The organism is Streptomyces sp. WAC03905, from assembly GCF_057371075.1.
The window spans coordinates 4,233,503-4,256,244 of sequence record NZ_JBXYDZ010000003.1 but is presented as its reverse complement, the minus strand read 5'-3'; the positions used below and the strand labels follow the sequence as shown (position 1 = coordinate 4,256,244).

Annotated in this window: 27 protein-coding genes; 8 read left to right on the top strand and 19 right to left on the bottom strand. The window is 73.1% G+C overall.

Annotated features, from left to right (window positions below):
• Nucleotides 1-28 precede the first annotated feature (28 nt).
• Complete coding sequence (locus tag AC2RP6_RS21810; RefSeq protein ID WP_486447701.1) at nt 29-367, top strand: hypothetical protein; 339 nt, start codon at nt 29-31, stop codon at nt 365-367.
• Between the two features lie 50 nt (nt 368-417).
• Here the strand turns inward: AC2RP6_RS21810 and AC2RP6_RS21805 are convergent, their stop codons facing one another.
• The 4 genes from AC2RP6_RS21805 to AC2RP6_RS21790 form a co-directional block, all read right to left on the bottom strand.
• Complete coding sequence (locus tag AC2RP6_RS21805) at nt 418-765, bottom strand: DoxX family protein (RefSeq protein WP_486447700.1); 348 nt, start codon at nt 763-765, stop codon at nt 418-420.
• Between the two features lie 149 nt (nt 766-914).
• A complete protein-coding gene (locus AC2RP6_RS21800) occupies nt 915-1,685 on the bottom strand; it encodes a putative protein N(5)-glutamine methyltransferase (protein WP_486447699.1) in 771 nt (256 codons plus the stop codon).
• A 19-nt stretch (nt 1,686-1,704) separates the two neighbouring features.
• Nucleotides 1,705-2,949 carry a GNAT family N-acetyltransferase gene (locus AC2RP6_RS21795; protein WP_486447698.1) on the bottom strand — a complete coding sequence of 415 codons (1,245 nt, stop codon included), beginning with the start codon at nt 2,947-2,949 and terminating at the stop codon, nt 1,705-1,707.
• 48 nt (nt 2,950-2,997) lie between these two features.
• Entirely contained in the window at nt 2,998-3,588 is a 591-nt protein-coding gene (locus AC2RP6_RS21790; protein ID WP_486447697.1) for an RsiG family protein, read from the bottom strand.
• Between the two features lie 136 nt (nt 3,589-3,724).
• Between AC2RP6_RS21790 and dtd the strand changes: the two genes are divergently transcribed.
• Nucleotides 3,725-4,150: a D-aminoacyl-tRNA deacylase gene (gene dtd / locus AC2RP6_RS21785; RefSeq protein ID WP_486447696.1), complete on the top strand. Its 426-nt coding sequence runs from the start codon at nt 3,725-3,727 to the stop codon at nt 4,148-4,150.
• 9 nt (nt 4,151-4,159) lie between these two features.
• Here the strand turns inward: dtd and ygfZ are convergent, their stop codons facing one another.
• From ygfZ to AC2RP6_RS21720, 13 genes are all read right to left on the bottom strand, one after another.
• A complete protein-coding gene (gene ygfZ, locus AC2RP6_RS21780; protein ID WP_486447695.1) occupies nt 4,160-5,128 on the bottom strand; it encodes a CAF17-like 4Fe-4S cluster assembly/insertion protein YgfZ in 969 nt (322 codons plus the stop codon).
• 21 nt (nt 5,129-5,149) lie between these two features.
• Nucleotides 5,150-5,614: a Fur family transcriptional regulator gene (locus AC2RP6_RS21775; RefSeq protein ID WP_486447694.1), complete on the bottom strand. Its 465-nt coding sequence runs from the start codon at nt 5,612-5,614 to the stop codon at nt 5,150-5,152.
• A gap of 79 nt (nt 5,615-5,693) precedes the next feature.
• Nucleotides 5,694-6,266: a heme-binding beta-barrel domain-containing protein gene (locus AC2RP6_RS21770; RefSeq protein WP_030659031.1), complete on the bottom strand. Its 573-nt coding sequence runs from the start codon at nt 6,264-6,266 to the stop codon at nt 5,694-5,696.
• A gap of 269 nt (nt 6,267-6,535) precedes the next feature.
• A complete protein-coding gene (locus AC2RP6_RS21765) occupies nt 6,536-7,546 on the bottom strand; it encodes a hypothetical protein (RefSeq protein ID WP_486447693.1) in 1,011 nt (336 codons plus the stop codon).
• Complete coding sequence (locus tag AC2RP6_RS21760) at nt 7,543-8,472, bottom strand: hypothetical protein (protein WP_486447692.1); 930 nt, start codon at nt 8,470-8,472, stop codon at nt 7,543-7,545. The genes AC2RP6_RS21765 and AC2RP6_RS21760 overlap by 4 nt, the downstream gene beginning before the upstream one ends.
• Nucleotides 8,469-9,161 carry a hypothetical protein gene (locus AC2RP6_RS21755; RefSeq protein WP_486447691.1) on the bottom strand — a complete coding sequence of 231 codons (693 nt, stop codon included), beginning with the start codon at nt 9,159-9,161 and terminating at the stop codon, nt 8,469-8,471. Before AC2RP6_RS21755 ends, AC2RP6_RS21760 begins: the two co-directional genes overlap by 4 nt.
• A gap of 209 nt (nt 9,162-9,370) precedes the next feature.
• The gene (locus tag AC2RP6_RS21750) at nt 9,371-9,634 is read right to left on the bottom strand and encodes a DUF3099 domain-containing protein (protein ID WP_365140480.1); all 264 of its coding nucleotides are present in this window, start codon (nt 9,632-9,634) and stop codon (nt 9,371-9,373) included.
• Between the two features lie 128 nt (nt 9,635-9,762).
• Entirely contained in the window at nt 9,763-10,053 is a 291-nt protein-coding gene (locus AC2RP6_RS21745) for a DUF1416 domain-containing protein (protein ID WP_030030422.1), read from the bottom strand.
• Between the two features lie 55 nt (nt 10,054-10,108).
• Entirely contained in the window at nt 10,109-10,954 is an 846-nt protein-coding gene (locus AC2RP6_RS21740) for a sulfurtransferase (protein WP_486447690.1), read from the bottom strand.
• 178 nt (nt 10,955-11,132) lie between these two features.
• Nucleotides 11,133-11,216 (bottom strand): putative leader peptide, encoded by an 84-nt coding sequence (locus AC2RP6_RS21735; RefSeq protein WP_350206375.1) that lies wholly within the window; start codon nt 11,214-11,216, stop codon nt 11,133-11,135.
• Nucleotides 11,217-11,378: 162 nt separating this feature from the next.
• The gene (locus tag AC2RP6_RS21730; RefSeq protein ID WP_486447689.1) at nt 11,379-12,095 is read right to left on the bottom strand and encodes an LmeA family phospholipid-binding protein; all 717 of its coding nucleotides are present in this window, start codon (nt 12,093-12,095) and stop codon (nt 11,379-11,381) included.
• A gap of 87 nt (nt 12,096-12,182) precedes the next feature.
• A complete protein-coding gene (locus AC2RP6_RS21725) occupies nt 12,183-13,571 on the bottom strand; it encodes a hypothetical protein (RefSeq protein ID WP_486450399.1) in 1,389 nt (462 codons plus the stop codon).
• Nucleotides 13,572-13,959: 388 nt separating this feature from the next.
• Nucleotides 13,960-14,214, bottom strand: a complete 255-nt coding sequence (locus tag AC2RP6_RS21720) for a MoaD/ThiS family protein (RefSeq protein WP_031154250.1) — start codon at nt 14,212-14,214, stop codon at nt 13,960-13,962.
• 468 nt (nt 14,215-14,682) lie between these two features.
• Here AC2RP6_RS21720 and AC2RP6_RS21715 point away from each other — a divergent pair, with 468 nt between their 5' ends.
• From AC2RP6_RS21715 to AC2RP6_RS21695, 5 genes are all read left to right on the top strand, one after another.
• Nucleotides 14,683-15,465 (top strand): response regulator transcription factor, encoded by a 783-nt coding sequence (locus AC2RP6_RS21715; RefSeq protein ID WP_486447688.1) that lies wholly within the window; start codon nt 14,683-14,685, stop codon nt 15,463-15,465.
• Nucleotides 15,466-15,535: 70 nt separating this feature from the next.
• Nucleotides 15,536-16,558 carry a LacI family DNA-binding transcriptional regulator gene (locus tag AC2RP6_RS21710; protein WP_030659049.1) on the top strand — a complete coding sequence of 341 codons (1,023 nt, stop codon included), beginning with the start codon at nt 15,536-15,538 and terminating at the stop codon, nt 16,556-16,558.
• Between the two features lie 152 nt (nt 16,559-16,710).
• Entirely contained in the window at nt 16,711-17,949 is a 1,239-nt protein-coding gene (locus tag AC2RP6_RS21705) for a S1C family serine protease (protein ID WP_486447687.1), read from the top strand.
• A gap of 79 nt (nt 17,950-18,028) precedes the next feature.
• Nucleotides 18,029-18,757 (top strand): response regulator transcription factor, encoded by a 729-nt coding sequence (locus tag AC2RP6_RS21700; RefSeq protein ID WP_486447686.1) that lies wholly within the window; start codon nt 18,029-18,031, stop codon nt 18,755-18,757.
• On the top strand, nt 18,754-20,199 hold the full coding sequence (locus tag AC2RP6_RS21695; RefSeq protein WP_486447685.1) for a sensor histidine kinase: 1,446 nt from the start codon (nt 18,754-18,756) through the stop codon (nt 20,197-20,199). Before AC2RP6_RS21700 ends, AC2RP6_RS21695 begins: the two co-directional genes overlap by 4 nt.
• On the opposite strand, the gene AC2RP6_RS21690 is transcribed toward AC2RP6_RS21695, so the two are convergent.
• Both AC2RP6_RS21690 and AC2RP6_RS21685 read right to left on the bottom strand, forming a co-directional pair.
• On the bottom strand, nt 20,179-21,147 hold the full coding sequence (locus AC2RP6_RS21690; protein ID WP_486447684.1) for a phosphatidylinositol-specific phospholipase C: 969 nt from the start codon (nt 21,145-21,147) through the stop codon (nt 20,179-20,181). The genes AC2RP6_RS21695 and AC2RP6_RS21690 overlap by 21 nt on opposite strands.
• 75 nt (nt 21,148-21,222) lie before the next feature.
• The gene (locus AC2RP6_RS21685) at nt 21,223-21,792 is read right to left on the bottom strand and encodes a TetR/AcrR family transcriptional regulator (RefSeq protein WP_486447683.1); all 570 of its coding nucleotides are present in this window, start codon (nt 21,790-21,792) and stop codon (nt 21,223-21,225) included.
• Between the two features lie 123 nt (nt 21,793-21,915).
• On the opposite strand from AC2RP6_RS21685, the gene AC2RP6_RS21680 reads away from it, so the two are divergent.
• Complete coding sequence (locus AC2RP6_RS21680; protein WP_486447682.1) at nt 21,916-22,698, top strand: alpha/beta fold hydrolase; 783 nt, start codon at nt 21,916-21,918, stop codon at nt 22,696-22,698.
• Nucleotides 22,699-22,742: the final 44 nt, after the last annotated feature.

The window sequence follows — 22,742 nt, the reverse complement described above, 5'->3', positions numbered from 1 at the left end:
GCGGCACACCAGCTCGGTACGGAACGGTGTGATAGGTGTCCGTCTCCGGGCTGCTGAGCTGATCCCCGGCCCCGGTGCCGCGTTCACGCTCGGCCTGCTCGGCCTGCTCGGCCTGCTCGGCCTGCTCGGCCTGCTCGGCCTGCTCGGCCTGCTCGGCCTGCTCGGCCTGCTCGGCCTGCTCGGCCTGCTCAGCCTGCTGGCAGACCACCACGACGACGGACAGCGCATCGGTGCCCTGGTTCAGGCGGGCAGGTTGCTGTCCCAGTGGCGCTCACCGACCGCTGTCCTGTCGCCGCGGCTCGTCGCGCGCCTGGACGATCCAGCCCCCGAGGTCCGCTTTCGAGCAGCCGAGCTGCTGGGCGTCTGAGCCGCAGGTCGGCTGCCCGCCGCTGCGGCTCCTCCGCGCAGGCACAGCGGTCAGCCGCTGAAGCCCAGGGTGAGGGCCGCCACCGCCGGGGCCGCGTAGAGCAGGGGGAAGGGCACGTGCGCGTAGGCCCGGGCCCGGAGCACCGTGAACACCGCTCCCGCGAAGTACGCCGCGATCCCGATCGCCGCGGCGACGCCCACGGCCGGTACGAACACCCCGACCACCAGGCCCACCGCCCCCGCCGCCTTCGCGGCTCCCAGCCACACCCACCACGCCCGCGGGACCCCGTACTGCGCCAGCGGCTCGACCACCCACGTCGCCTTCAGGAACACCGAAGCCGCCGAGAAGCCGACCATGAACGCACCGACCAGAGCGAAGACAACAGCCGTCGTGGACATCCGGAACTCCTCGCAGACGGACGCCGGCGCGGACCGCGCCGGTCAGGTCTCCCGCCTGCCTCACTCCCCTGACCCGCCCCGGCCCCCACGTGTGACGGCCCGGCCCACAGAGATTTCCGGCCCCGGACCCCCGGGACCCGCACCCCGGGTCAGGCCGTGCCGATCACCACCGTCGCGTACAGCTCCTCCGAAGTGACCGCGCGGACCGCGAGGCCCGCCGAGGTCAGTGCCGAGGCCGTCGTCGGGGCCTGGCGCGCGCTCGTCTCGATCAGCAGACGGCCCCCCGGCGCCAGCCAGGGCAGGGCGCCCGCCGCGACCCGGCGGTGCACGTCCAGACCGTCGGCCCCGCCGTCCAGCGAGACCAGCGGCTCGTGGTCGCGGGCCTCCGACGGCATCAGGCCGATCTCCTCCGTGGGCACGTACGGGGCGTTGACCACCAGCACGTCCACCCGCCCCCGCAGCCCGTCCGGGAGCGCGGCGTACAGGTCGCCCTCCCACACCCGGCCGCCGTACGGGGCGACGTTGCGCCGCGCGTACGCCAGCGCCGCCGGGTCGATGTCGGCCACGTGCAGCTCCACCCCGCCCGGGGACTGCGCCGCCACCGCCGCGCCCAGCGCGCCGACCCCGCAGCACAGGTCCAGCACCACCGCGCCCGGCCGGGTCAGCGCCAGCGCCTCCTGCACCAGGAACTCGGTGCGCCGGCGCGGTACGAAGGCCCCCGCGCCCACCTCCACGCGCAGCCCGCAGAACTCCGCCCAGCCCACGACGTGTTCGAGCGGCTCGCCGCCCACCCGGCGGGCCAGCAGCTCCGCCAGGTGCCCGTCGTCCCGGGCGGCGCCGCTCAGCAGCTCCGCCTCCTCCTCCGCGAAGACGCAGCCGGCCGCGCGCAGGGATTCCGCAAGTTCCACAAGTGACGTCACAACTCGGTCCTCGGCGTTCTCAGAAGACGTCCGGGCACCACGGACGGCGCGCGGTGCGGAACACCGCGTCCGCCAGCGCCACCGCGCCCGGCCGCTCCCCGGTGATCCGCCCGAGCGCGGCCAGCCGCGCCGCGGACGCGTCACCCAGGTACAAGGATCCCAGTGCGGACACGTCCAGCCGCAGGTCGGCCGCGTCCTGCGTGCGCCCGCACACGCCCGCCGCCGCGTCCAGCCGGTAGCGGCCGGCCGCCGGGCCCGCCTCGTCGGCGACCTCCAGCACGAGCACCCCCGGCGCCTCGTACGTCCGCGCGCCCAACGCCCGTACGACGTCCAGCACCCGCACCCACAGGAAGTCCGCGGACGTCACCACGCGCGCCGACCGGGGGTCGGGCAGCAGGTCGGGGAGCAGGTCGTCGGGCGCCCGGTAGCCGGTGCGGACCTTCTGCACCCAGTCGATCGAGCACAGGAACTGCCACAGCGCCCGCTCCGCCTGCGGGGTGAGCGCCAGCAGGTCCCGCACCTGCACGGTGTTCAGGGGGACCTTCGCGTCCGTCCAGTGGTCGTCGGCGGTGTAGACGGCCATTCCGGCCACCTCGCCGTCCGCCGCCCGGTACACGGCGTGGAACTTCTCCTTGTAGGGCCGGTGCGAGGACTCCTCCAGCCCCGTGGCCAGGTTCCACCAGCGCTCGTCGCGGTTCACCGCCCCCGGGACGGCCGCCCGCAGCCGGTCGTGCAGCCCGGGGCCGAGGCGTCGGTAGTCGGCCGCGTCCACCAGCTCGATCCGGCCGCCGTCCACGGGGGCCGCCAGCCGCCGGTCCAGCCCGGTGCGCGGGACGTCGATCTCCCACTCCACGAGGGAGGTCGCGGGACCGAAGCCGTACCGCCCGTAGATCGGGTACTCCGCGGCGATCAGCGTCGCCACCGCCTCGCCGCGCGCCGCGGCCGCCGCAAACTCGGCCCGCATCATGCGGGTCAGCAGGCCCTGCCGACGGTGCGTGGGCAGCACGCCCACGTTGGAGACCGCGCCGGCACGGACGGCCGCGCCGCCGGGCACGGTCAGCTCCTGCGCGAAGGACCGGAAAGCCGCCACGCACCGGCCGGTGTCGGTGTCGAACGCGCCCTGCACCCGGGCGAGGTCGTGGTACTTGGCGCGCTGGGCGACATCGGCGTCCGTCACCCGGGTCGCGGTCAGGAAACCGGTGTTGACGGCGCGCAGCCAGTCAGGGAGTTCGGATTCGGCGATCGGCCGGACGTCAGCACTCATAGCGGCCCACGCTAACCGCCACCACCGGCGCGGGTCGCCCGAATTTCCTCAGGCCAGCAGGTCGTCGACCTGCGCCTCTCCCTCCCGGTACCGCCGGGTGATCTCCGCGCTGCACTCGTCCACCGTGCGCTGGAGCTGCTGCCGGCGCCGCGAGACCTGCTGCTCGTAGCGCACCAGCCGCCCCATCCCGTCGTGCAGTTCGCCGTCGGTGCGGGCCTCCAGGTCCGACAGCTCCACGTCGGCGAGCATCTCCGCCGCCAGCACCCGGTACTCCTCGCCGTGCGGGGTGCCCAGGGTGACGTGCCGCGCGGAGGCGCTGCGGCTGGAGGGGGCGTCGGCGAGGATCACCGAGAGCCGGTCCACCACCGGCGCCTCGGGGTCGGTGCGCCGGGCGAGTTCGGCACGCAGGATGTCGATCCGGCCCTGCAGGAGTCTGCGTACGTAGCTCAGGTCGGCCTCGTCGCGCTGCGCGTCGCGGCGCAGCGCGCGCAGTTCGGGCAGCCCCAGGGTGCTGGCCGGGGCCGCCGGCCCCTGCTCCTGCGTCTCGGCCGTGCGCTGCGCGGGCGGTCGGACCGCGGCAGCTGCGACGGAAGCTGGTGACGCAGGTACGGCAGGTACGGAGGTACCAGAAGTATTCATACGAACGAGTCCGTCCCCTCGACCGGTGCGGCGCACCCGCACCGCCTGCGTGCATCGTGCCACTCTCCGTGGCCCCGGTGCAGTCCCACTCCACCCGATCGGCCCCGGACGGGTGCAAGGCTGGTACACAGGTGGTATGCGAGCTGTGGTGCAGAGGGTGGACGGTGCGAGCGTCGTCGTCGACGGCGAGACCGTGGGCGAAATCGTCGGCGAGGGGCTGTGCGTGCTGGTGGGGGTGACCCACGACGACACCCCGGAGAAGGCGGCGGTGCTGGCGCGCAAGCTGTGGTCCGTGCGGATCCTGGAGGGCGAGAAGTCCTGCAGCGACACCGGCGCACCGCTGCTGGTGATCTCCCAGTTCACGCTCTACGGCGACGCCCGCAAGGGCCGGCGCCCCACGTGGAACGCCGCGGCGCCCGGTCCGGTCGCCGAGCCGCTGGTCGACGAGGTCGTCGCGCGGCTGCGCGCGCTGGGCGCGACGGTGGCGACGGGCCGTTTCGGGGCGGACATGCGGGTGTCGCTGACCAACCACGGCCCGTTCACCATCGTCGTCGACGTCTAGCGCGGCGCGTCAGGGCGCGACGACGACCTCCTGCGCCGCGGCCGTGGCGCCCACCAGCAGCGGGGCATCGACCGGGACGTTCCGCTTGACCAGGGCGAGGGCGATCGGGCCCAGCTCGTGGTGGCGCACGGCGGTGGTCACGAAGCCCAGCTGGCGGCCCTCCTCACCGTCCGCGGCGAGCCGTACCGGGGCGCCGTGGGCCGGGAGGACCACCTCGGAGCCGTCCAGGTGCAGGAAGACCAGGCGGCGCGGGGGCTTGCCGAGGTTGTGGACGCGGGCGACCGTCTCCTGGCCGCGGTAGCAGCCCTTCTGCAGGTGCACGGCGGTACCGATCCAGCCCAGCTCGTGCGGGATGGTGCGGTGGTCGGTCTCCAGGCCGACCCTCGGCCGGTGCCCCTCGACGCGAAGCGCCTCGTACGCGAGGAGCCCCGCGGCCGGCCCGTGCGCGGCGGCGAAGGCCTCCAGCTCGCCGCGGGGCAGGAAGACGTCACGGCCGTACGCGGTCTCCCGGACGACGAGGTCCTTCGCGATCTCGGCGATGGAGCCGGCCGGCAGGTGGACGACCGCGAAGTCCTCGGTGCGGTCGGCGACTTCGACGCGGTAGAAGAACTTCATCGACTCCAGGTAGGCGATCAGCTCGCCCTGGGTGCCGGGCTCCACGTGCGCCCAGGTGGTCTCGCCGTCGTCGACGAGGTACAGGGCGTGCTCGATGTGGCCGTTGGCGGAGAGGATCAGCGCCTCGGTGGCCCGGCCGGCCGGGAGCTCGGTGACGTGCTGGGTGATCAACAGGTGCAGCCAGCTCAGCCGCTCCGGTCCGGTGACGCAGACGACCCCGCGGTGCGAGAGGTCGACGAAGCCGCGGCCGTCCGCGAGGGCGCGCTGTTCGCCGTACAGCTCGCCGTAGTGGGCGGCGACGCCCTCGTCGCGGCCTTCGGCCGGGACGGCGCCGGGAAGATGGAGCAAGGGGCTGCTGGTCATGCGACCAAGCCTACGACCCCGTCACGCGGACGCGGCACGCTGCTCGGCGGCGCACTTCCTGCACAGCCCGAAGATCGCGAAGTGCTTCATGTCGGTCTCGAAACCGAAGGTCGTACGGAGCTTCGCGGTGAACTCCGCGGCGATCTCCACGTCCGCCTCGATGACGTCGGCGCAGTCGCGGCAGACCAGGTGGATGTGGTGGTGCCGGTCGGCCAGGTGGTAGGTGGGGGCGCCGTGGCCGAGGTGGGCGTGCGACACGAGACCCAGCTCCTCCAGGAGCTCCAGCGTCCGGTAGACGGTGGAGATGTTGACCCCCGACGCCGTCTTGCGCACTTCCGCGAGGATCTCGTCCGGTGTGGCGTGCTCCAGCGCGTCGACGGCCTCCAGCACGAGCTGGCGCTGCGGGGTCAGCCGGTACCCGCGCTGGCGCAGGTCGGCCTTCCAGTCGGTGCCCGGGGTTCCTTCGGCGCTCTCGGTGCTCACCACCCCGCCAGTGTATGTGTGCGAAGGGGACCGCGGTCGAGCCCGCGGTCCCCTTTCGTGCAAGGCCTGTGGAGGTTTCCGCTCAGCGGAAGAAGGCGATGCCGTCGTCCGGCATGTCCGGGAGGTTGCGCGCCATCTCGGCGACCTCCTCGGGCGTGACGACCTTCTTGAGCTGGGCCGACATGTACGGGCGCAGCTCCACGTCCGGGGTGGCCTTCTCGCCGACCCACATGAGGTCGCTCTTGACGTAGCCGTAGAGCCGCTTGCCGCCGCTGTACGGGCCGGAGGCCGCGGTGCGGGCGACCGCGTCGGTGACCAGGTCGATCTGGGGCTTCTGATCGGCGAGCTCGCCGTACCAGACCTCGACCACGCCCTGGTCGCGGACCATGACGATCTCGACCTTGCGGTCCTTGTCGATGCGCCAGTAACCCGACTCGGACTCCAGCGGCCGCACCTTGTTGCCCTCGGCGTCGAGGACCCAGGTGTGGGAGGTGTACTCCAGGAAGTCCCGGCCGTCGTGGCTGAAGACGACCTCCTGGCCGAAGTTGCACTTCTCCTCACCGGGGAAGTCGAAGACTCCCGCACCCTCCCAGTTGCCGAGGAGGAAGGCGAGGGGGACGAGGCCCGGGTTCAGGTCGGACGGGATCTGGATCATGAATGGCTGCTCAGGCGATCTGTGGGAGGGGTTCCGGGGCGGTCAGCTGAGCCGGTGCTCAGCGCTGACCCTGGTACAGCTTCTTGACGGCCAGGCCGGTGAAGGCCATGACGCCGACGCAGACCAGGACCAGCAGGGAGGTGAAGACTGCCTCAAGCACGGGGTGCTCCTCGGAATCGTTTCGGGGCTGTACGGGGCCGGTCCCCAAGCCTACTGGCCCGGGGACCGACGCACGGTGTGAGGTGGGCCGTACGGCTCCCGCCCGCAGGTCAGCTCAGCAGCTGGCTCTGCAGGATCACCGTCTGGTGGAAGGGGACGGGTGCGACCTCGCCCTTGCGGGTCTGGACGACCATGCCCAGGACGTCACCCGTCCGGAGGCAGCCGACCTTGGTCTGCTCCTCGCCGGTGAGGGGCTTGACCTCCTGGTACACGCTGAGGTCGGTGCCGTCGAAGTTGGCGGCCCCGGGGAAGTCCAGCGCGGTGCTGTTCATCTGCGTGTTCTTGGCCTTGCTCCAGAGGTCGTCCAGGTCGAGGGCGGAGACGCCGGCCAGCTGGGCGTTGCTGTCGCATCCCTTGAAGGCGTCCACGAAGCCCGACGAGTGGAAGCGCAGCAGGTAGACGTGCGTGCGCGTACCGTCCGCCGTGGTCCAGCCCCGGCCGACGAGCTGCCGCAGCCCGTCCCATTCGAGGGAGGTCTTGAGCTTCTCGCGGGCCTCGGGCGCGTACTCCTCCAGGAAGGAGTCGACCGGTACCGCACCGTCCTTGTCCGCCTTGACCGCGTCATCGGCCTTGGCGCCCCGGGGAGCGGGCAGGAGCAAGCCGGTGAGCTGCGCGTAGTGCGTGCCGTCCGCGTTGTCCGGGCCCTGGGGCAGGGGGGCTCCGGCGGGCAGCGCGGGCGCGGAGAGCTCGGGGAACGTCCAGCGGCCGTCGCCCTCGGTGGACAGGCCCGGGACGTCGGTGCGCTCCGCGGCCGTGATCCCGTACGCGGTGCCCGCGCCGACCGCGGCGAAGGCGACGACGGCGGCGGTCCAGCGCAGGACGGCGCGCAGGGCCCGCCGGTCCCTGGGCGGGGCGGGCGCCTCCGGGGCGGCGGCCCAGGGACCGTCGGGCGCGCTCTGCGGCGCGGGGGCGGCTTCGGCGCCGGACGCGGGGGCGACCTCGGGCGCCGCCGCCGGCCCGGCGTCGGGGGCGGGCGGGGGGACGGCGGCGGACACCGGCGCGGGCGCCGCCTCGGGGGTCGCCTGGACGGCCTCGGGGGCGGTGGTCTTCTGCTCGCTCACGCGGACTCCCCGGGGGACTTGAGGTGGTCGAGTTGCTGCTTGAAGAGGCTCGCGGCGTCCTTCGCCGCGAATCCCTTGCTCCCGTACATGCGGAAGGTCACGAGGACGTCCCCTTCGACGGCCACGCAGTCGAGGGCCTCGATCTTCTCCTTGCCGTCCTTCCCGCCCTTGAGCGAGTCGTCCAGCCCGCACTTGGCCTGCGGGTAGCCGTCCACCGGGGGCGCCCCGCCACCACCGGTGAGTTCGATGAGCTTCTTGCTGAACTCACCGAACTTGGCCAGCTGCTGCGGATCGGCCTGGACGAGCCGGATCTCGGCGACGGCGGCGCCGTAGCCCTCGGTACGGGCGTAGCTGCGCCCGGCCATGCCCTTGATCTTCAGGTCGGCCAGCGCCTTGTCCCGCTCGGAGCGCTCGCTGCTGGACAGGCCCGTGCGGGCGCCCTTGAAGCTCTGCAGCGCCTTGTCGCTCGGGAGGTAGTAGTCGTTGCCCTCCGGGTCGAGGTCGGGGCCGGCCCAGTACTCGGCGGGCAGCGGCATCAACTTGCCCGTCAGCTCGTTGGGCGGCACGGACGGGACCGGGGCCGGCGTGCCGCCGGTGGTGTGGTCCTCGGCCAGCCAGTACCGCGTCGGCGAGGTCCGGTCGGCTCCGGAGAGCGCGGCGGCACCGGCGACACCGGCGCCCGCGAGGACGACGACGCCCACGGCCGCCGCCACCAGGGCGAGGGTCCTCCGCTTCGTCCTGCGCACGGGCGCGGGGCCGGGCGCCGCCACGGGCTCGGCCGCGGGTGCCGCCACCGGCTCGGCCGCGGGCACGGCCACTGGCCCGGCCGCGGGTGCGGAGGACGCCACGGGCTCCGCCGCCGGTGCGGCGGCCGGTTCGGGTGCGGGCGCCGACTCGGGCCCGGTCGCGTTCTGCTGCTCGCTCACAGCCGCTCCATCTGTCGCTTGGCCAGTTCGACCAGGGCCTTCTCGTCGACCTCGCCGCGGTTGTTCGTGTACTCGATGCTCATCACGATGTCGCCGCGCCGGACCACGGCCCGGCCCTGCCGGAGCGGGTGGTAGCCGGGCTCCTCGTGCGCCTTGGAGTCGATCCACAGGTGGCCGAAGTCCGCCGGGGCCCCCGGGAGGTCCTTGCCCGTGTTGCCCGCGTGCTCCTTGTCGGGCATGTACTTGACGATCTCCGTGTAGAACTCGTCGGCGCCGCCGCGGTCGCGGAACTGGAGCAGGTTGATCTCGATGAAGTTCCGGTCGTTCTCGGACCACCGGGCGGTGGCGAGGCGCTTGCCCTGGCGGATGAGCGAGCCGACCGCCTGGGAAGGCTCCAGGAAGTAGTCCGCCGAGAAGGCGTCCGTGGACAGGGGGCCCGAGAAGCTGTCCTGGGCACCGCTGGGCAGGTCCAGCAGTTTCTTGGCCAGGTCCTCGTCCGCCTTGTGCCAGCGGTTGGCGTTGATCGAGCGGTGGCTCGTCGCGTCGTTCACGGCCGCCGGCTTGGGCCCGGCCATCTTCTGCTGGGCCAGCGGCGGCAGCGCGGTGGGCTCGCGCTGGTACTGCACCGCGTAGCCGGTGACCGTGCCGGCGAGGACGCCGAGCACGGCCGCGCCCGCGATCAGCAGCACCGTGCGTCTCCCGCGACGGCGCGGGACCGAAGTGTCCGACTCCGGTCCGCTCTCCCCCTCTTTCTGCTGCTCAGAGGTGGTCTGTACGTGTTCCAAAAGGGTCCCCCACACAACCGGAGGCGCGGGCTGGTTACCCGCGCGTACCCCATGACCCGCAGCGGGGGGAAGCAGTTGTACGAAGCCGGGTCACGTTCTCGTCTCGCGGCGTTTCAGTCCTCGCGTCGCCGCTTTCCGTCCAGTTCGTCCCACCACTCGTCGGACTTCGGATCGCCCGAGGGGTCGTCCCACCAGCGGTCTTCCGGCCCGCGCCGGTTCGCGACCATCGCGGCGACCGGCGGGATGACCATGGCGACCACGCACATGGCCACGGCGGCCTCGACCGACCACAGGCGCACGAAGGCCCAGGCGGAGACGAAGAGGACCAGGCATCCGCCCATCATCAGGAAGTAGGCGCGCCGGCGCCGGGCGTACATGCCTCCAAGGGTAGGTCGGCCCGTCCTGGCGGGGAACGGCACGAAGGGCCGCACCCCGTTCCAGTGGCGTCCAACCCCCGGGGGTGCGGCCCTTCGGCCGTTCGATCAGGCGATCACATGTGCGGTGCTCAGACCGCGATCGCCACGTCCGTCACGCCGCCGGCCTCGGCGACCACGACGGCACGGTCCGCCTGGGCACCCGGGACGAGCGCGCGCAGCGTCCAGGAGCCGGTGGCGGCGTAGAAGCGGAACTGGCCGGTGGCCGAGGTCGGGACCTCGGCGGTGAACTCGCCGGTCGAGTCCAGCAGCCGCACGTAACCGCTGACGGGCTCGCCGTCCTTGGTCACCTGGCCCTGGATCGCGGTCTCACCGGGCTTGAGGGTCGCGAGGTCGGGCCCGCCGATCTGTGCTCCACACATGTTCTCTGTCCTGTCCTGGAGAGGTCGTACTACGAGGGCGTCGCGTGCCCGGGGATTACTTGTTGGGGCCGAGCTCGATCGGCACACCGACCAGCGAGCCGTACTCGGTCCACGAGCCGTCGTAGTTCTTGACGTTCTCCTGGCCCAGGAGCTCGTGCAGCACGAACCACGTGAGCGCGGAGCGCTCACCGATGCGGCAGTAGGCGATGGTGTCCTTCGCCAGGTCGACCTGCTCGCCCTCGTACAGGGCCTTGAGCTCGTCGTCCGACTTGAAGGTGCCGTCGTCGTTGGCGTTCTTCGACCACGGGATGTTGCGGGCGCTCGGCACGTGGCCGGGGCGCTGCGACTGCTCCTGGGGGAGGTGCGCCGGGGCGAGCAGCTTGCCCGAGAACTCGTCGGGGGAGCGGACGTCGACCAGGTTCAGGGAGCCGATCGCGGCCACGACGTCGTCGCGGAAGGCGCGGATGGAGGTGTCCTGGGCCTTGGCCTTGTACTGGGTGGCCGGGCGGTTCGGGACGTCCTTGCCGTCGACGAGGTCGCGGGAGTCGAGCTCCCACTTCTTGCGGCCGCCGTCGAGGAGCTTGACGTCCTGGTGGCCGTAGAGCTTGAAGTACCAGTAGGCGTAGGACGCGAACCAGTTGTTGTTGCCGCCGTAGAGGACGACGGTGTCGTCGTTGGAGATGCCCTTGGCGGAGAGGAGCTTCTCGAAGCCCTCCTGGTCCACGAAGTCGCGGCGGACCGGGTCCTGGAGGTCGCTCTTCCAGTCGATCCGGACGGCGTTGGTGATGTGGTTCTTGTCGTACGCGGACGTGTCCTCGTCGACCTCGACGATGACGACGTTGGCGTCGTTCAGGTGGGCCTCGACCCAGTCGGCGTCTACGAGGACGTCGCTGCGGCTCATGGTGTTCTCCTCCGGGGCAGTGTGCGGCGGGGCGGTGCGGGTTGCGCTGTGCTGCGTGCCTGCGGGTGCGCTCGGTCTCCTGCGCGGGGAGGCGTCAGGGGTCAGGAGGCAGGTGCGGTCACGCGGGAAAGGCCTGTCGGGGCCGTCGTCCGGCTGATGGAGCGGATGCGCTCACACGTCACATGGATCGACAGAGCATGGCGGCGACGCGACACAGGTCTACTGCCCGTCGCTTCGTGAGGTCCGCCTGCTGATGCTTCATAGCCATGGATCGTAGGGACGAATCAGCCGCCCTGTCACCGGTGTGTCATATTTCGAGACAGGATCGTCCGCATGGCGGGATGCGGAGCGGCGACCGGGGCGCCCCGGCGCCCCTCCGGCCCCTCGCCGCGGCCCGTCCTTCTGCGGATCGGACCGCTCCGTCTCACGATCCGGCCATCACCACGTTCGAGCCGCCCAGCGCCAGGTGCACTCCGGCCTCGTCCGAGGTCAGCGCCGAGAGCTGGAGCCCGGCCGGAAGCCCGGTGCCGAGGTCCCGGTCGAAGTCCGTCCGCTTGCGCACCTGGCGCTCCAGCCCGGGGATGCCCTCGCCGGGCACCTCTTCGGCGTGCACCCGGACGATCTTGCCGCCCTTGGAGTCCGGCGAGTCCACGAGCGTGATCGTCGAGATGACGCTGCGCGACAGCGTCCGGCCGACGATGTCCACCGAAGCGGTGACCTTCACCTTGCCGGGTGCGCCGCCGTAGGAGAGGGTCGCGCCGGTCTGCGACGCCGCGGTCAGGTCGGCGTAGGTGATGAGGGCGGTACCGGTGGCCCGCTCGGCCGTGCCGCCGCTGTAGTCACCGTTCAGCTTGACGCCGCGGAAGCTCGCGTCGAGCTGCGCGAGCCGCGTCTTGCGCCCGTCCGCCATGACTTCGACGCCCCGCAGGCCGAGGTCGACGCGGTCCAGGTCGTGGCTGAGCGCCTGGGTGAGGAAGGGGAACCCGTGGATCTCCACCTCGGCGCTGCCGGCCAGCCCCTGGCGGGCCTGTATCCGCTCGGCCAGCCGGTTCTCGGCATAGCCGGCCGCCCACCGGTCCACCCCGGTGAACAAGGCGGCCAGCACCACTCCGACGATCACAACGACACGCAGAACCCGCACGCGCCCTCCCCCTGCTAATCGGTACGTGCGTTCTAGTTGACCATGCTCCGCGCCGGACGGGTATCAGCCCGGCACCGGCCCCGGGTGTCAGCCGACCACCCGCCCGATCAGGTAGACGGCGGGAGCGGCGGCCGCGAGCGGCAGCGCGACACCGGCCGTCATGTGCACGAACTTCGACGGGTAGTCGTACGCCGCCACGCGCAGCCCGACCAGGGCGCACACCCCGGCGGCCAGGCCGAGCAGCGCACCGCCCACCCCGACGGAGGTGAGCCCGCCGACCGCGACGCCCGTACCGGCGGCCGAGGCCAGCGAGACGCCGACCGAGGTGGCGGTGGGCAGCGGCAGCGCGCGGACGAAGACGGCGACCGCGACGGCGGCCGCGCCGACGGTGACGGCGGCGGTGCCGGCGGCCAGGTAGCCGGCGCAGATGATCGCGAGGGCGGCCGAGGCCACCGAGGCCATCAGCCCGTACATCCGCTCGTCGGGGTCCGCGTGGCTGCGCAGCTGGAGGACGAGGGTGAGCAGCACCCAGGCACCGAGGGTGCCGACGATCGCCCCGGCGCCGTACGCGTCCTCCACCGCGAGCACGGCCGCGTCGGCGGCCAGGGCCCCGGCGAAGGCGAGGGCGATGCCCTGCCGGGCGGGCCACATGCCGTTGAGCCGGAACCAGCCGGCCGCGGTGAGGCCCTGGAGCGCGATCAGCGGGACGAGCAGCGCGAACTGCCCGAGGACGGCGGCCAGCGAGAGCAGCAGCCCGAGGGCGGCGGTCAGTACGGCCGACTGCGGGCCGGGGTCGATGATCGGCGACCGGCCTTCGGCACGGGCCTGGGCCGGGTCCACCGCGCGCAGGGTGTTCCCGCCGACGGTGGGCGGGGACCAGTCGGCGGCGGCCTCCGACGCCTCGGCGGCGCTCCCGGCCGGGGCCGGGTCGGCCTGGTCCCGGGCCGGGTCGGTCACCGCCTGGGGCGGCAGGTAGGCGGTCTGCTCCGCGGCGGCGCCCGGCTCCGGCCCGGGACCCGGGTACGGCGGCAGGTAGGCGGTCTGCTCCGCGGCACCGCCCTGCTCCGGCCCGGGGCCGCCCGGGTACGGCGGCAGATAGGCCGTCTCGGCGGCGGAGGCGGACGCGGGCGCCTGCGCGGACGGAGCCGGGGCCTCGTCGCGGAACCAGCCCTCCGGGGCCGCGGACCGCGGCTGGGGCTCGGAGTAGGGCGGGAGGTAGGCGGTCTGCTCCGCGGCGCCGCCGTGCTCAGGCCCGGGACCCGGGTACGGCGGGAGGTAGGCCGTCTCGGCGGCGGAGGCGGGCGCGGACGCGGGCAGACCCGCACCGTGACCGCCCGGGACGTGACCGCCCGGGACGTGACCGCCCTGGACGTGACCGCCCGGACCGCCCTGCGACCAGTCCTGCGCCGGGGCGGGAGCCGGGGCGGGGTCCGGGGCGGCCGGGGCCTCGTCGCGGAACCAGCCCTCCGGAGCCATGCCCTGCGGCTCCGGGGCGGGAACGTGGCCCTGCTGCCACTGGTGGTTCTGGTGGTTCTGGTGTTCCTGGTGTTCCTGGTACGGCGGGTAGGCCCCGGCCGAGCCGTCCGGCCACGGCACTCCCGTACCGTCGGCCGGCGCCGGCGCCGGAGTCCCGGCCTCGTCCCGGAACCAGCCGTCGGGCGCGACCGGCTGCCCCGGCACCCCGCCCAGCGGCGGGTGCACCGGCTGGTAGCCGGTGTCCCAGGTGTCGGCCTGCCAGGTCTGGGTCCCGTACGGGTCCTGCGGCGGCTGCTGCGGCTCCGGCGACTGCTGCGACTGCTGGGGTGACTGCTGCTGCGCGTACTGCCGGCGCTGCTGTTCCTCAGGCGTACTCATCGGCTCCCGCTCACCCGCCCGCGAACGGCGGGAGCACCTCGACGGTGCCCCCCTCGGTCAGCGGGACGGAATCGTGCGGGCGCTTGCCCACAGGTTCTTCGTTCACGAGGAAGGAGCAGCGCAGCAGGACCCGGGTCAGCTCCCCGGGGTGGCGTTCCCGCACGCCCTCGAGCGCCTCGGCCAGGGTCCGCGCCGAGTACGGCTCCTCCGCAGTCCCGGCGGCGGCCTTGGCCGCCGCCCAGTAGCGGATGGTTCCGGTTGCCACTGCAGCTCCTATCGTCGGCTCTCTACCGTCGGCCTCCATGATGGCCCCTCGCGCCGCCGCCCCCCGCGTGCCCCGACGCGCCGTGCGTGCGCCCGGGCGGGCGGCCGGCACCCGGACGCGGGCCCCCGATCCGGTGAAACCGGTGCATACGCCGGGGGAAACGTGGCAGGAGGGTGGCAGGAACCACAGAAGACGACGCGGGACGGCTCGGCCCCGAAACGACGGGTGGGCTATTCTGCTGGCGAGAGGATCCGGGCAATGTGGCCCCCGGGTCCTTTTGTGCTTTCAGCACGTTGAACGAACCGAGAACAGTGGTATCCGAGCGGACTCCCGGGGCGCGGGGCCGCGCGGGCACCAGGCGACACGTACGAAGCAGTACCGCGCACGTCCTCGACGGGACCGAGGAGGAACCGACGTGATGGACCAGCGATCCGTGCACCACCGTCCGGCCCGGGCAGGTGGTCGGTCATGAGCTCGCTCCTGCTGCTCACCAACGCGCTGCAGCCGTCGACCGAAGTGCTGCCCGCACTCGGCCTGCTGCTGCACAACGTCCGGGTGGCGCCGGCCGAGGGCCCCGCCCTCGTGGACACCCCCGGCGCCGACGTCATCCTCGTCGACGGCCGCCGCGACCTGCCCCAGGTCCGGTCGCTGTGCCAGCTGCTGCGCTCCACCGGCCCGGGCTGTCCGTTGGTCCTCGTGGTCACCGAGGGCGGCCTGGCGGCCGTCACCGCCGACTGGGGCATCGACGACGTGCTCCTGGACACCGCCGGCCCCGCCGAGGTCGAGGCCCGCCTGCGGCTGGCCACGGGCCGCCAGCAGCTCGGCTCGGACGACTCCCCCATGGAGATCCGCAACGGCGACCTGTCGGTGGACGAGGCCACGTACTCCGCCAAGCTCAAGGGCCGGGTGCTGGACCTCACCTTCAAGGAGTTCGAGCTGCTCAAGTACCTCGCGCAGCATCCGGGCCGGGTCTTCACCCGCGCCCAGCTGCTCCAGGAAGTCTGGGGCTACGACTACTTCGGCGGCACCCGGACGGTCGACGTGCACGTACGGCGGCTGCGGGCGAAACTCGGCCCCGAGCACGAGTCGCTGATCGGCACGGTCCGCAACGTCGGCTACCGCTTCGTCACGCCGGAGAAGGTCGAGCGGGCGGCGGCGGAGGCCGCGGCCCAGGCGGCGGCCAAGGTCGCCGCGCAGGCGGCCGCGGAGGGTACCGTCCGGGCGTCGGGGGCCACCACCCGGTCGGCCTAGGGGGCCGGTGATCGTCCGGTCTTCAGGACGCCCTGCCCAGAGGTAGGTCACCCCGCGTAGACTGCCGCGCGTGGCCAAGGTGACGCGGGATGACGTAGCGCGACTTGCGGGTACTTCTACCGCCGTCGTGAGCTACGTCATCAACAACGGACCCCGGCCGGTCGCCCCGGCCACGCGCGAGCGTGTCCTCGCCGCGATCAAGGACCTGGGCTACCGCCCGGACCGGGTCGCCCAGGCGATGGCGTCGCGGCGCACCGACCTCATAGGCATGATCGTCCCCGATGCCCGGCAGCCGTTCTTCGCGGAGATGGCGCACGCGGTCGAGCAGGCCGCCGCCGAGCGCGGAAAGATGGTCCTGGTCGGCAACTCCGACTACCGCACCGAGCGCGAGGTCCACTACCTGCGGGCCTTCCTCGGGATGCGGGTCTCCGGTCTGATCCTGGTCAGCCAGGGCATGAGCGAGCAGGCCGCCAGCGAGATCGAGGCCTGGGACGCCCGCGTGGTGCTGCTCCACGAGCGCCCGGAGGCGATCGACGACGTCGCGGTCGTCACGGACGACATCGGCGGCGCCCAGCTCGCCACCCGGCACCTGCTGGAGCACGGTCACGAGTACGTCGCCTGCATCGGCGGCATCGAGAACACCCCGTCGGTCGGCGACCCGGTCGCCGACCACGTCGAGGGCTGGCGCCGGGCCATGCTGGAGGCGGGCCGCTCGATCGAGGGCCGGCTGATCGAGGCCCCGTACAACCGCTACGACGCGTACACGGTCGCCCTGGAGGTCCTGGCACGGCCGGACCGGCCGACGGCCATCTTCTGCGCCACGGACGACCAGGCGATCGGTGTGCTGCGCGCCGCGCGCGAGCTGCGCATCGACGTGCCCGGGGAGCTGGCCGTGGCGGGCTTCGACGACGTCAAGGAGGCGGCCCTGACGGACCCGCCGCTGACGACGATCGCCTCGGACCGCCCGGCGATGGCCCGCGCGGCGGTGGACCTCGTCCTGGACGACGGGCTGCGCGTGGCGGGCTCGCGCCGCGAACGCCTCAAGCAGTTCCCGTCGGCCCTGGTGATCCGCCGCTCCTGCGGCTGCCGGTAGCCGCGGCGCCGCTCCGGTTCAGGAGGACGGGGCGTTCGAGGCAGCGCACGGCGGGGCAACGGGAAGCGCCCTTACATCGGGCATACGCGGTTCTGTCGGGCTTCTCAGGCCGGACTCAGGAAGCTCTCATCAACGGCGGGGAGAGTCGTCCCATGACCGAGAGCTTCCGCCGCGAAGGCGAGTACCCGCAGGAACACCGCCCCCAGCACGCGCCGTTCGGCGAGGACTGGCAGCGCGGACGCGACCGGCTGGCGCACGAGGCCGGAGCCGGGACCGGGACCGGGGCGTATCCGCCGCCGCCCGCCTACCCCCCGGCCGCGCCCGGTTGGCACGAGGCGCACCGGCCGCCGGTGCCGCCGGTGATCGTCGGCGAGACCGTCCCGGCGGGCACCGGCGGCGAGGGCGGCACCGACGCCCCGCAGGGGCCGGCCCACGCCGCACCCGACCGGCGCGCGAAGAGGCCCGTCGCCCTGCTGGCCGCCGTGGCGCTCGCCGCGGCCCTGGTGGGCGGCGGCACCGCGGCCGCCGTCCAGCAGCTGATGGACCGGCAGGCCACCGCCGCCGGCGGGGTCAACGGCACGAACGTCTCGCAGTCCAGCACCGGCACCGGCACCGTCTCCGGCATCGCCGACCAGGTCAGCCCCTCGGTCGTCCGCATCGACACCCGCACCGGCTCCGGCCAGGGCACGGGCTCCGGCATCGTGCTCACCGCCGACGGCGAGATCGCCACCAACAACCACGTCGTGGACGGCGCCACCGAGATCCAGGTGACGATGAGCGACGGCAAGAAGTACCCGGCCAAGATCGTCGGCACCGATCCCGACAAGGACCTGGCCCTGATCAAACTCCAGGGCGCGAGCGGCCTGAAGCCCGCCAGGCTCGGCGACTCCGGCAGCGTCAAGGTCGGCGACCAGGTCGTCGCCATCGGCTCCCCCGACGGCCTCACCGGCACCGTCACCAGCGGCATCGTCTCCGCCCTCGACCGCGAGGTGAAGGTCCCCAAGTCCGAACAGCGTTCCCCGCAGGGCCGCGGGCAGGGCGAGGACGGCTGGCCCTTCTCCTTCGGCGGCCGCCAGTTCAACGGGAACACCGGCTCGGACACCACCTCGTACAAGGCCCTCCAGACGGACGCCTCCCTCAACCCGGGCAACTCCGGCGGCGCCCTGGTCAACATGAACGGCGAGATCGTGGGCATGCCGTCCGCGATCTACTCCCCCTCCTCGGGCGGATCCGCCGCGGGCAGCGTCGGCCTCGGCTTCGCCATCCCGGTCGACACGATCAAGGCCGACCTGGACTCCCTGCGCAAGGGCGGCCCCGGCGGCAAGGGATCCTCCGAGGGCACCGGCACCTCCGGCGACTCCTTCGCCAACGGCTTCGGCACCTCCTTCTAGGCGCCCGCCCCGTGCGAGGCTGGAGGCGCCGGAGCACGTCGGGGCCACCGGCCGACCACCACACCTGGGAGACCCATCCATGAATGCCGCCGAAGGCGAAGCGCGGATCCTCGTCGTCGACGACGAACCGGCCGTACGCGAGGCCCTGCGCCGCAGCCTCGCCTTCGAGGGCTACGCCGTGCAGACCGCCGTCGACGGCCTCGACGCCCTCGACAAGGCGGCCACCTACGCGCCCGGCCTGATCGTGCTGGACATCCAGATGCCGCGGATGGACGGGCTCACCGCGGCCCGCCGGCTGCGCGCCTCCGGCAGCGTCACCCCGATCCTGATGCTCACCGCCCGCGACACCGTCGGCGACCGCGTCACCGGCCTCGACGCGGGCGCCGACGACTACCTCGTCAAGCCCTTCGAACTCGACGAGCTCTTCGCCCGCGTCCGCGCCCTGCTGCGCCGCAGCTCCTACGCCGCCCCGCGGACCGGCGCCGACCCGCACGAGGACGCCCTGACCTTCGGCGACCTGCGCATGGACCTCGCGACCCGCGAGGTCACTCGGGCCGGACGGCAGGTGGAGCTGACCCGGACCGAGTTCACCCTGCTGGAGATGTTCCTCGCGCACCCGCGTCAGGTCCTCACCCGCGAACAGATCCTCAAGACCGTGTGGGGCTTCGACTTCGAGCCCAGCTCCAACTCCCTGGACGTGTACGTGATGTACCTGCGCCGCAAGACCGAGGCGGGTGGCGAGCCGCGCCTGGTCCACACCGTGCGCGGGGTGGGTTACGTCCTGCGCGCCGAGGGCGGGCCCGAGTGAGCCCGGTCGCCCGGTTCCGCACGCTGCCGCTGCGCTCGCGACTGGCCCTGCTGGTCGCCGTGGCGGTGGCCCTCGCGGTGACCGCGGTCGCGGCGGTGTCGTGGTTCATGGTGCGCACCCAGCTGCGCGACCAGCTCGACCGCTCCCTGATGGCGACGAACGTCGGCGCCGAGGTGAACCGGATCGTGATCCAGAACGACTGTCTCCCGCCCCCGCAGCAGCCCCGGCAGCAGACCGCCGGGAACCTGGGCGCGACCGTCCAGATCGTCCTGCCCGACGGCCGCCACTGCTGGGTGGCCGGACCGACGGCGCTGCCGGTGACCGAGGCCGACAAGGAGATCGCGGCGGGCCGGCGGGGCCGGACCCTGCAGACCGTGACGACCTCCGCCGGCGTCGAGATGCGCGTCTTCACCATCCCGGTGGTGGCCCCGGACACCGGTCAGGTCTTCGGTGGCGTCTCCATCGCCAAACCGCTCGCCGACATCGACAAGCCCCTGTCGACCCTGGCCTGGGTGCTGCTCCTCGTCTCCGGCATCGGGGTCGTCGGCGCCGGCGTCGCCGGCCTGTGGGTGGCCCGTACCGGGCTGCGGCCCGTGGACGAGCTGACCGACGCCGTCGAGCACATCGCCCGCACCGAGGACCTGACGGTCCGGATCCCCGACGAGGGCGACGACGAGATCGCCCGCCTGTCGCGGTCCTTCAACGCGATGACCGCGGCCCTGTCCTCCTCCCAGGAGCGGCAGGCGCAGCTGATCGCCGACGCCGGTCACGAGCTGCGCACCCCGCTGACCTCGCTGCGCACCAACATCGAGCTGCTGGCGCGCAGCGAGGAGACCGGCCGCGCCATCCCGCCCGACGACCGGCGGGAGTTGCTGGCCTCGGTCAAGGCGCAGATGACGGAGCTGGCCTCGCTGATCGGGGACCTGCAGGAGCTGTCGCGGCCGGACGCGGCCGTACCGGGCCGGCTGGAGGTGGTCGCGCTGCACGAGATCGCCGCGGCGGCGCTGTCACGGGCCCGGCTGCGCGGTCCGGAGCTGGCCTTCGCCTCGGACCTGGAGCCCTGGTACGTACGGGGCGAGGCGGCGGCGCTGGAGCGGGCGGTGGTCAACGTCCTGGACAACGCGGTGAAGTTCAGCCCGCCGGGCGGTTCGGTCGAGGTGACCCTGCGGGCGGGCGAGCTGACCGTACGGGACCACGGGCCGGGCATCCCGGCGGAGGACCTGCCGCACGTCTTCGAGCGGTTCTGGCGGTCCCCGTCGGCCCGCGCCCTGCCGGGCAGCGGGCTGGGCCTGTCGATCGTGGCCCGTACGGCGGCCCGCGCGGGCGGCGGCGCCGAGCTGCGGGCGGCGGCGGACGGTGGCCCCGGTACGGAGGCGGTGCTCCGGATCCCGGGGGCGCCGACACCGCCCCCCTCCGAGCCGTCAGTTGTGCCGGATCAGTGAGGTCACCAGGCCGGAGCGGGTGTTGGGGAAGTCCATGGGGACGATGCCCAGCCCGGTCCGGCCGGCCATCTCCCCGCCGTCGACGAAGCCGTGGACCTGCGGGTTGAGGCGGTCGGAGTTCCAGCGCGGCGGCATGTAGGCGGCGGTGCTGACGTAGTTGACGAAGAGCTTGCCGGGCTGCTGGACGGCCTTGCGGAAGTGGTTCTCGATCCGGCCGCGCTTGGCGAAGGGCTCGGTGTTGTAGTCGTCCTGGATGTCGAAGACGTTGCCGTCGCCGTAGCGCAGGCCCGGGAGGCCGCCGTTGTCGGCGAGCAGGACCACCTTGCCGCGGGCCTGTCCGAGGGTGGGAAGGGTGTCGGCGATGCGGAACAGGGGGCGCCAGCCGCGGTGGTCCAGGTAGTCGTCGAAGACGGCGCGGAAGGTGGCGTCGCTCTCCCCGGAGTACTCCTGCTTGACGCGCATCAGGACGGTCTCGGAGGGGTGGGCGGCCAGGAAGTTCCAGCAGGCGACCAGGACGTCCCCGAACATCAGGTCCTGGAAGAAGGCCGCGTGGTGGATGGCGAAGGAGCCGCCCGTGACCCGGCAGCGCACGTCGAGGAAGCGGATGCCGGAGTCGAGCTGCTGGGCGATCGAGGTGTTCTGGCAGGCCACGTAGAGCCCGCCCTTGGTGGCGCCGGAGTCGTGCGTGCCGGGAATGGTCATCCGCTGGAGGGCGGTGGAGTCACCGAGGCCGGCCATCCAGTCCTGGGTGCCGAGGGCCGCGGCGGCGGCCGGGGCGGACGCGAGGCCGAGTCCGGCGGCGGCTCCCGCGGCCAGCGCTCCGGCCAGGAACGCCCTCCGGCCGATGCCCGTTCCGATGCCAGCGCCCGCGCCCGCGCTTGCGCCCGCGCTCGCGCCCGTGCTCGCGGCCGTGCTCGCGGCCCTGCCCGTGCTCGTGACCGTACCCATGCCCGCCCCTTCGCCGACCCGGTGATGGCCGGATTATGGCGTGCACACGTCACAGTTACTACCCGTCGGTAGCCGTCAGTCTTCGAGCAGTCCGGCCATCTCCCTCAGCCCCCGGAGCAACTCCCCGCCGTCCGGCGCCTGCTCCGGATCGGTCAGGGTCTGCACCATCACCCCGCTCAACAGCGCGATGTGCAGCGAGCCGAGGGCGCGGACGTCCGCCTCCGACACCTCCGCCTCCGGCACCCCGCGCAGCGCCGCGGCCACCGTCCGGCGGTTGCGGCGCTGCCCCTCGGCCAGGATCGCGAGCAGTTCGGGGGAGGACTGGGCGTGCACGAAGGCCTCGACGGAGGCCAGCCAGAGCCAGCGCATCTCGCCGAAGTCCCGGATCTTGCGGTCCCAGGTGTCGGCGTAGCGCTCCCCTGCCGTCCCGCCCTGCCCGGCGAGCCGCCCGGAGCCGGCGGCCCACTCCTCCATCGCGGCGAACAGCGCCTGGTTGAGCAGGGCCTCGCGCGAACCGAAGTGGTAGCCGATCGCGGCCATGCTCACGCCCGCGGCCGTGGCGATGTCGCGCACGGTGGTCCGCAGATAGCCCTTCTCCTCCAGGCAGCGCCGGGCTCCGGCCAGCAGTTCCTCGCGATTTCCCATGCCGGGATCGTAGCCGCGCCAGTGTTTGGGCAAGCGCGCAATACAACCGTATTGCGCGCTTGCCCAAACACTGGCAGTCTGAGGCCCATCGCACAGATCCACGCATCCGCGGGAGGCAGGAACATGCGCCACGAGCTGAAGATCGACGACCGGACCCTCTCCTACCTGGACTTCGGCGGCACCGGCCGGCCGCTCCTCGCCCTGCACGGCGGCATGTCCGAAGCCCTCGCCTTCACCGGCCTCGCCGCCGCCCTCGGTGACGACTGGCGGGTCATCGCCCCCGACCAGCGCGGCCACGGCGACTCCGACCGCGCCCCCGACTACCGCCGCGAGGGCTACGTCCGCGACGCCGTCGCCCTCCTGGACCACCTGGGCCCGGACGGTCCCGTGCCGCTCCTCGGCTACTCCCTCGGCGGACTCAACGCCTACCACCTGGCCGCGGCCCACCCCGACCGGATCTCCGCACTCGTCGGCGTCGACGCCACCGTCGAGATCCGCATCCCCGACGGACCGAACTGGTTCGACTTCCTCGACGGCCTGCCCTACACCGCCGCCACCCGCGAGGAACTCCTCGCCGCCGCCGGACCGGCCGCGCCCTTCGTCGCCGACGGACTGCGCCCACTGCCCGACGGCACCGGCTGGCGCCTGGCCTACCACCCGCAGGACATGCTCGACTCCGTCCACGCCTGCGCCGGCGACCACTGGGACACCTGGCTCGCGAGCACCTGCCCGGCCCTGCTGATCCACGGCACCCGCAGCCAGGCGCTCACCCGGCCCGTCGCCGACGCGATGACCGCCCGTCGCCCGAACACCTCCTACGCGCCCCTCGACGGCGACCACTTCGTCCCGTTCACGGACCCGGACGGCTTCCACCGGGCCGTCGGGACCTTCCTGGCGGCCCTCTGACCCCTCGCCCGCCACGGTCCCCGCGTCACGGGGATGCACGGGGA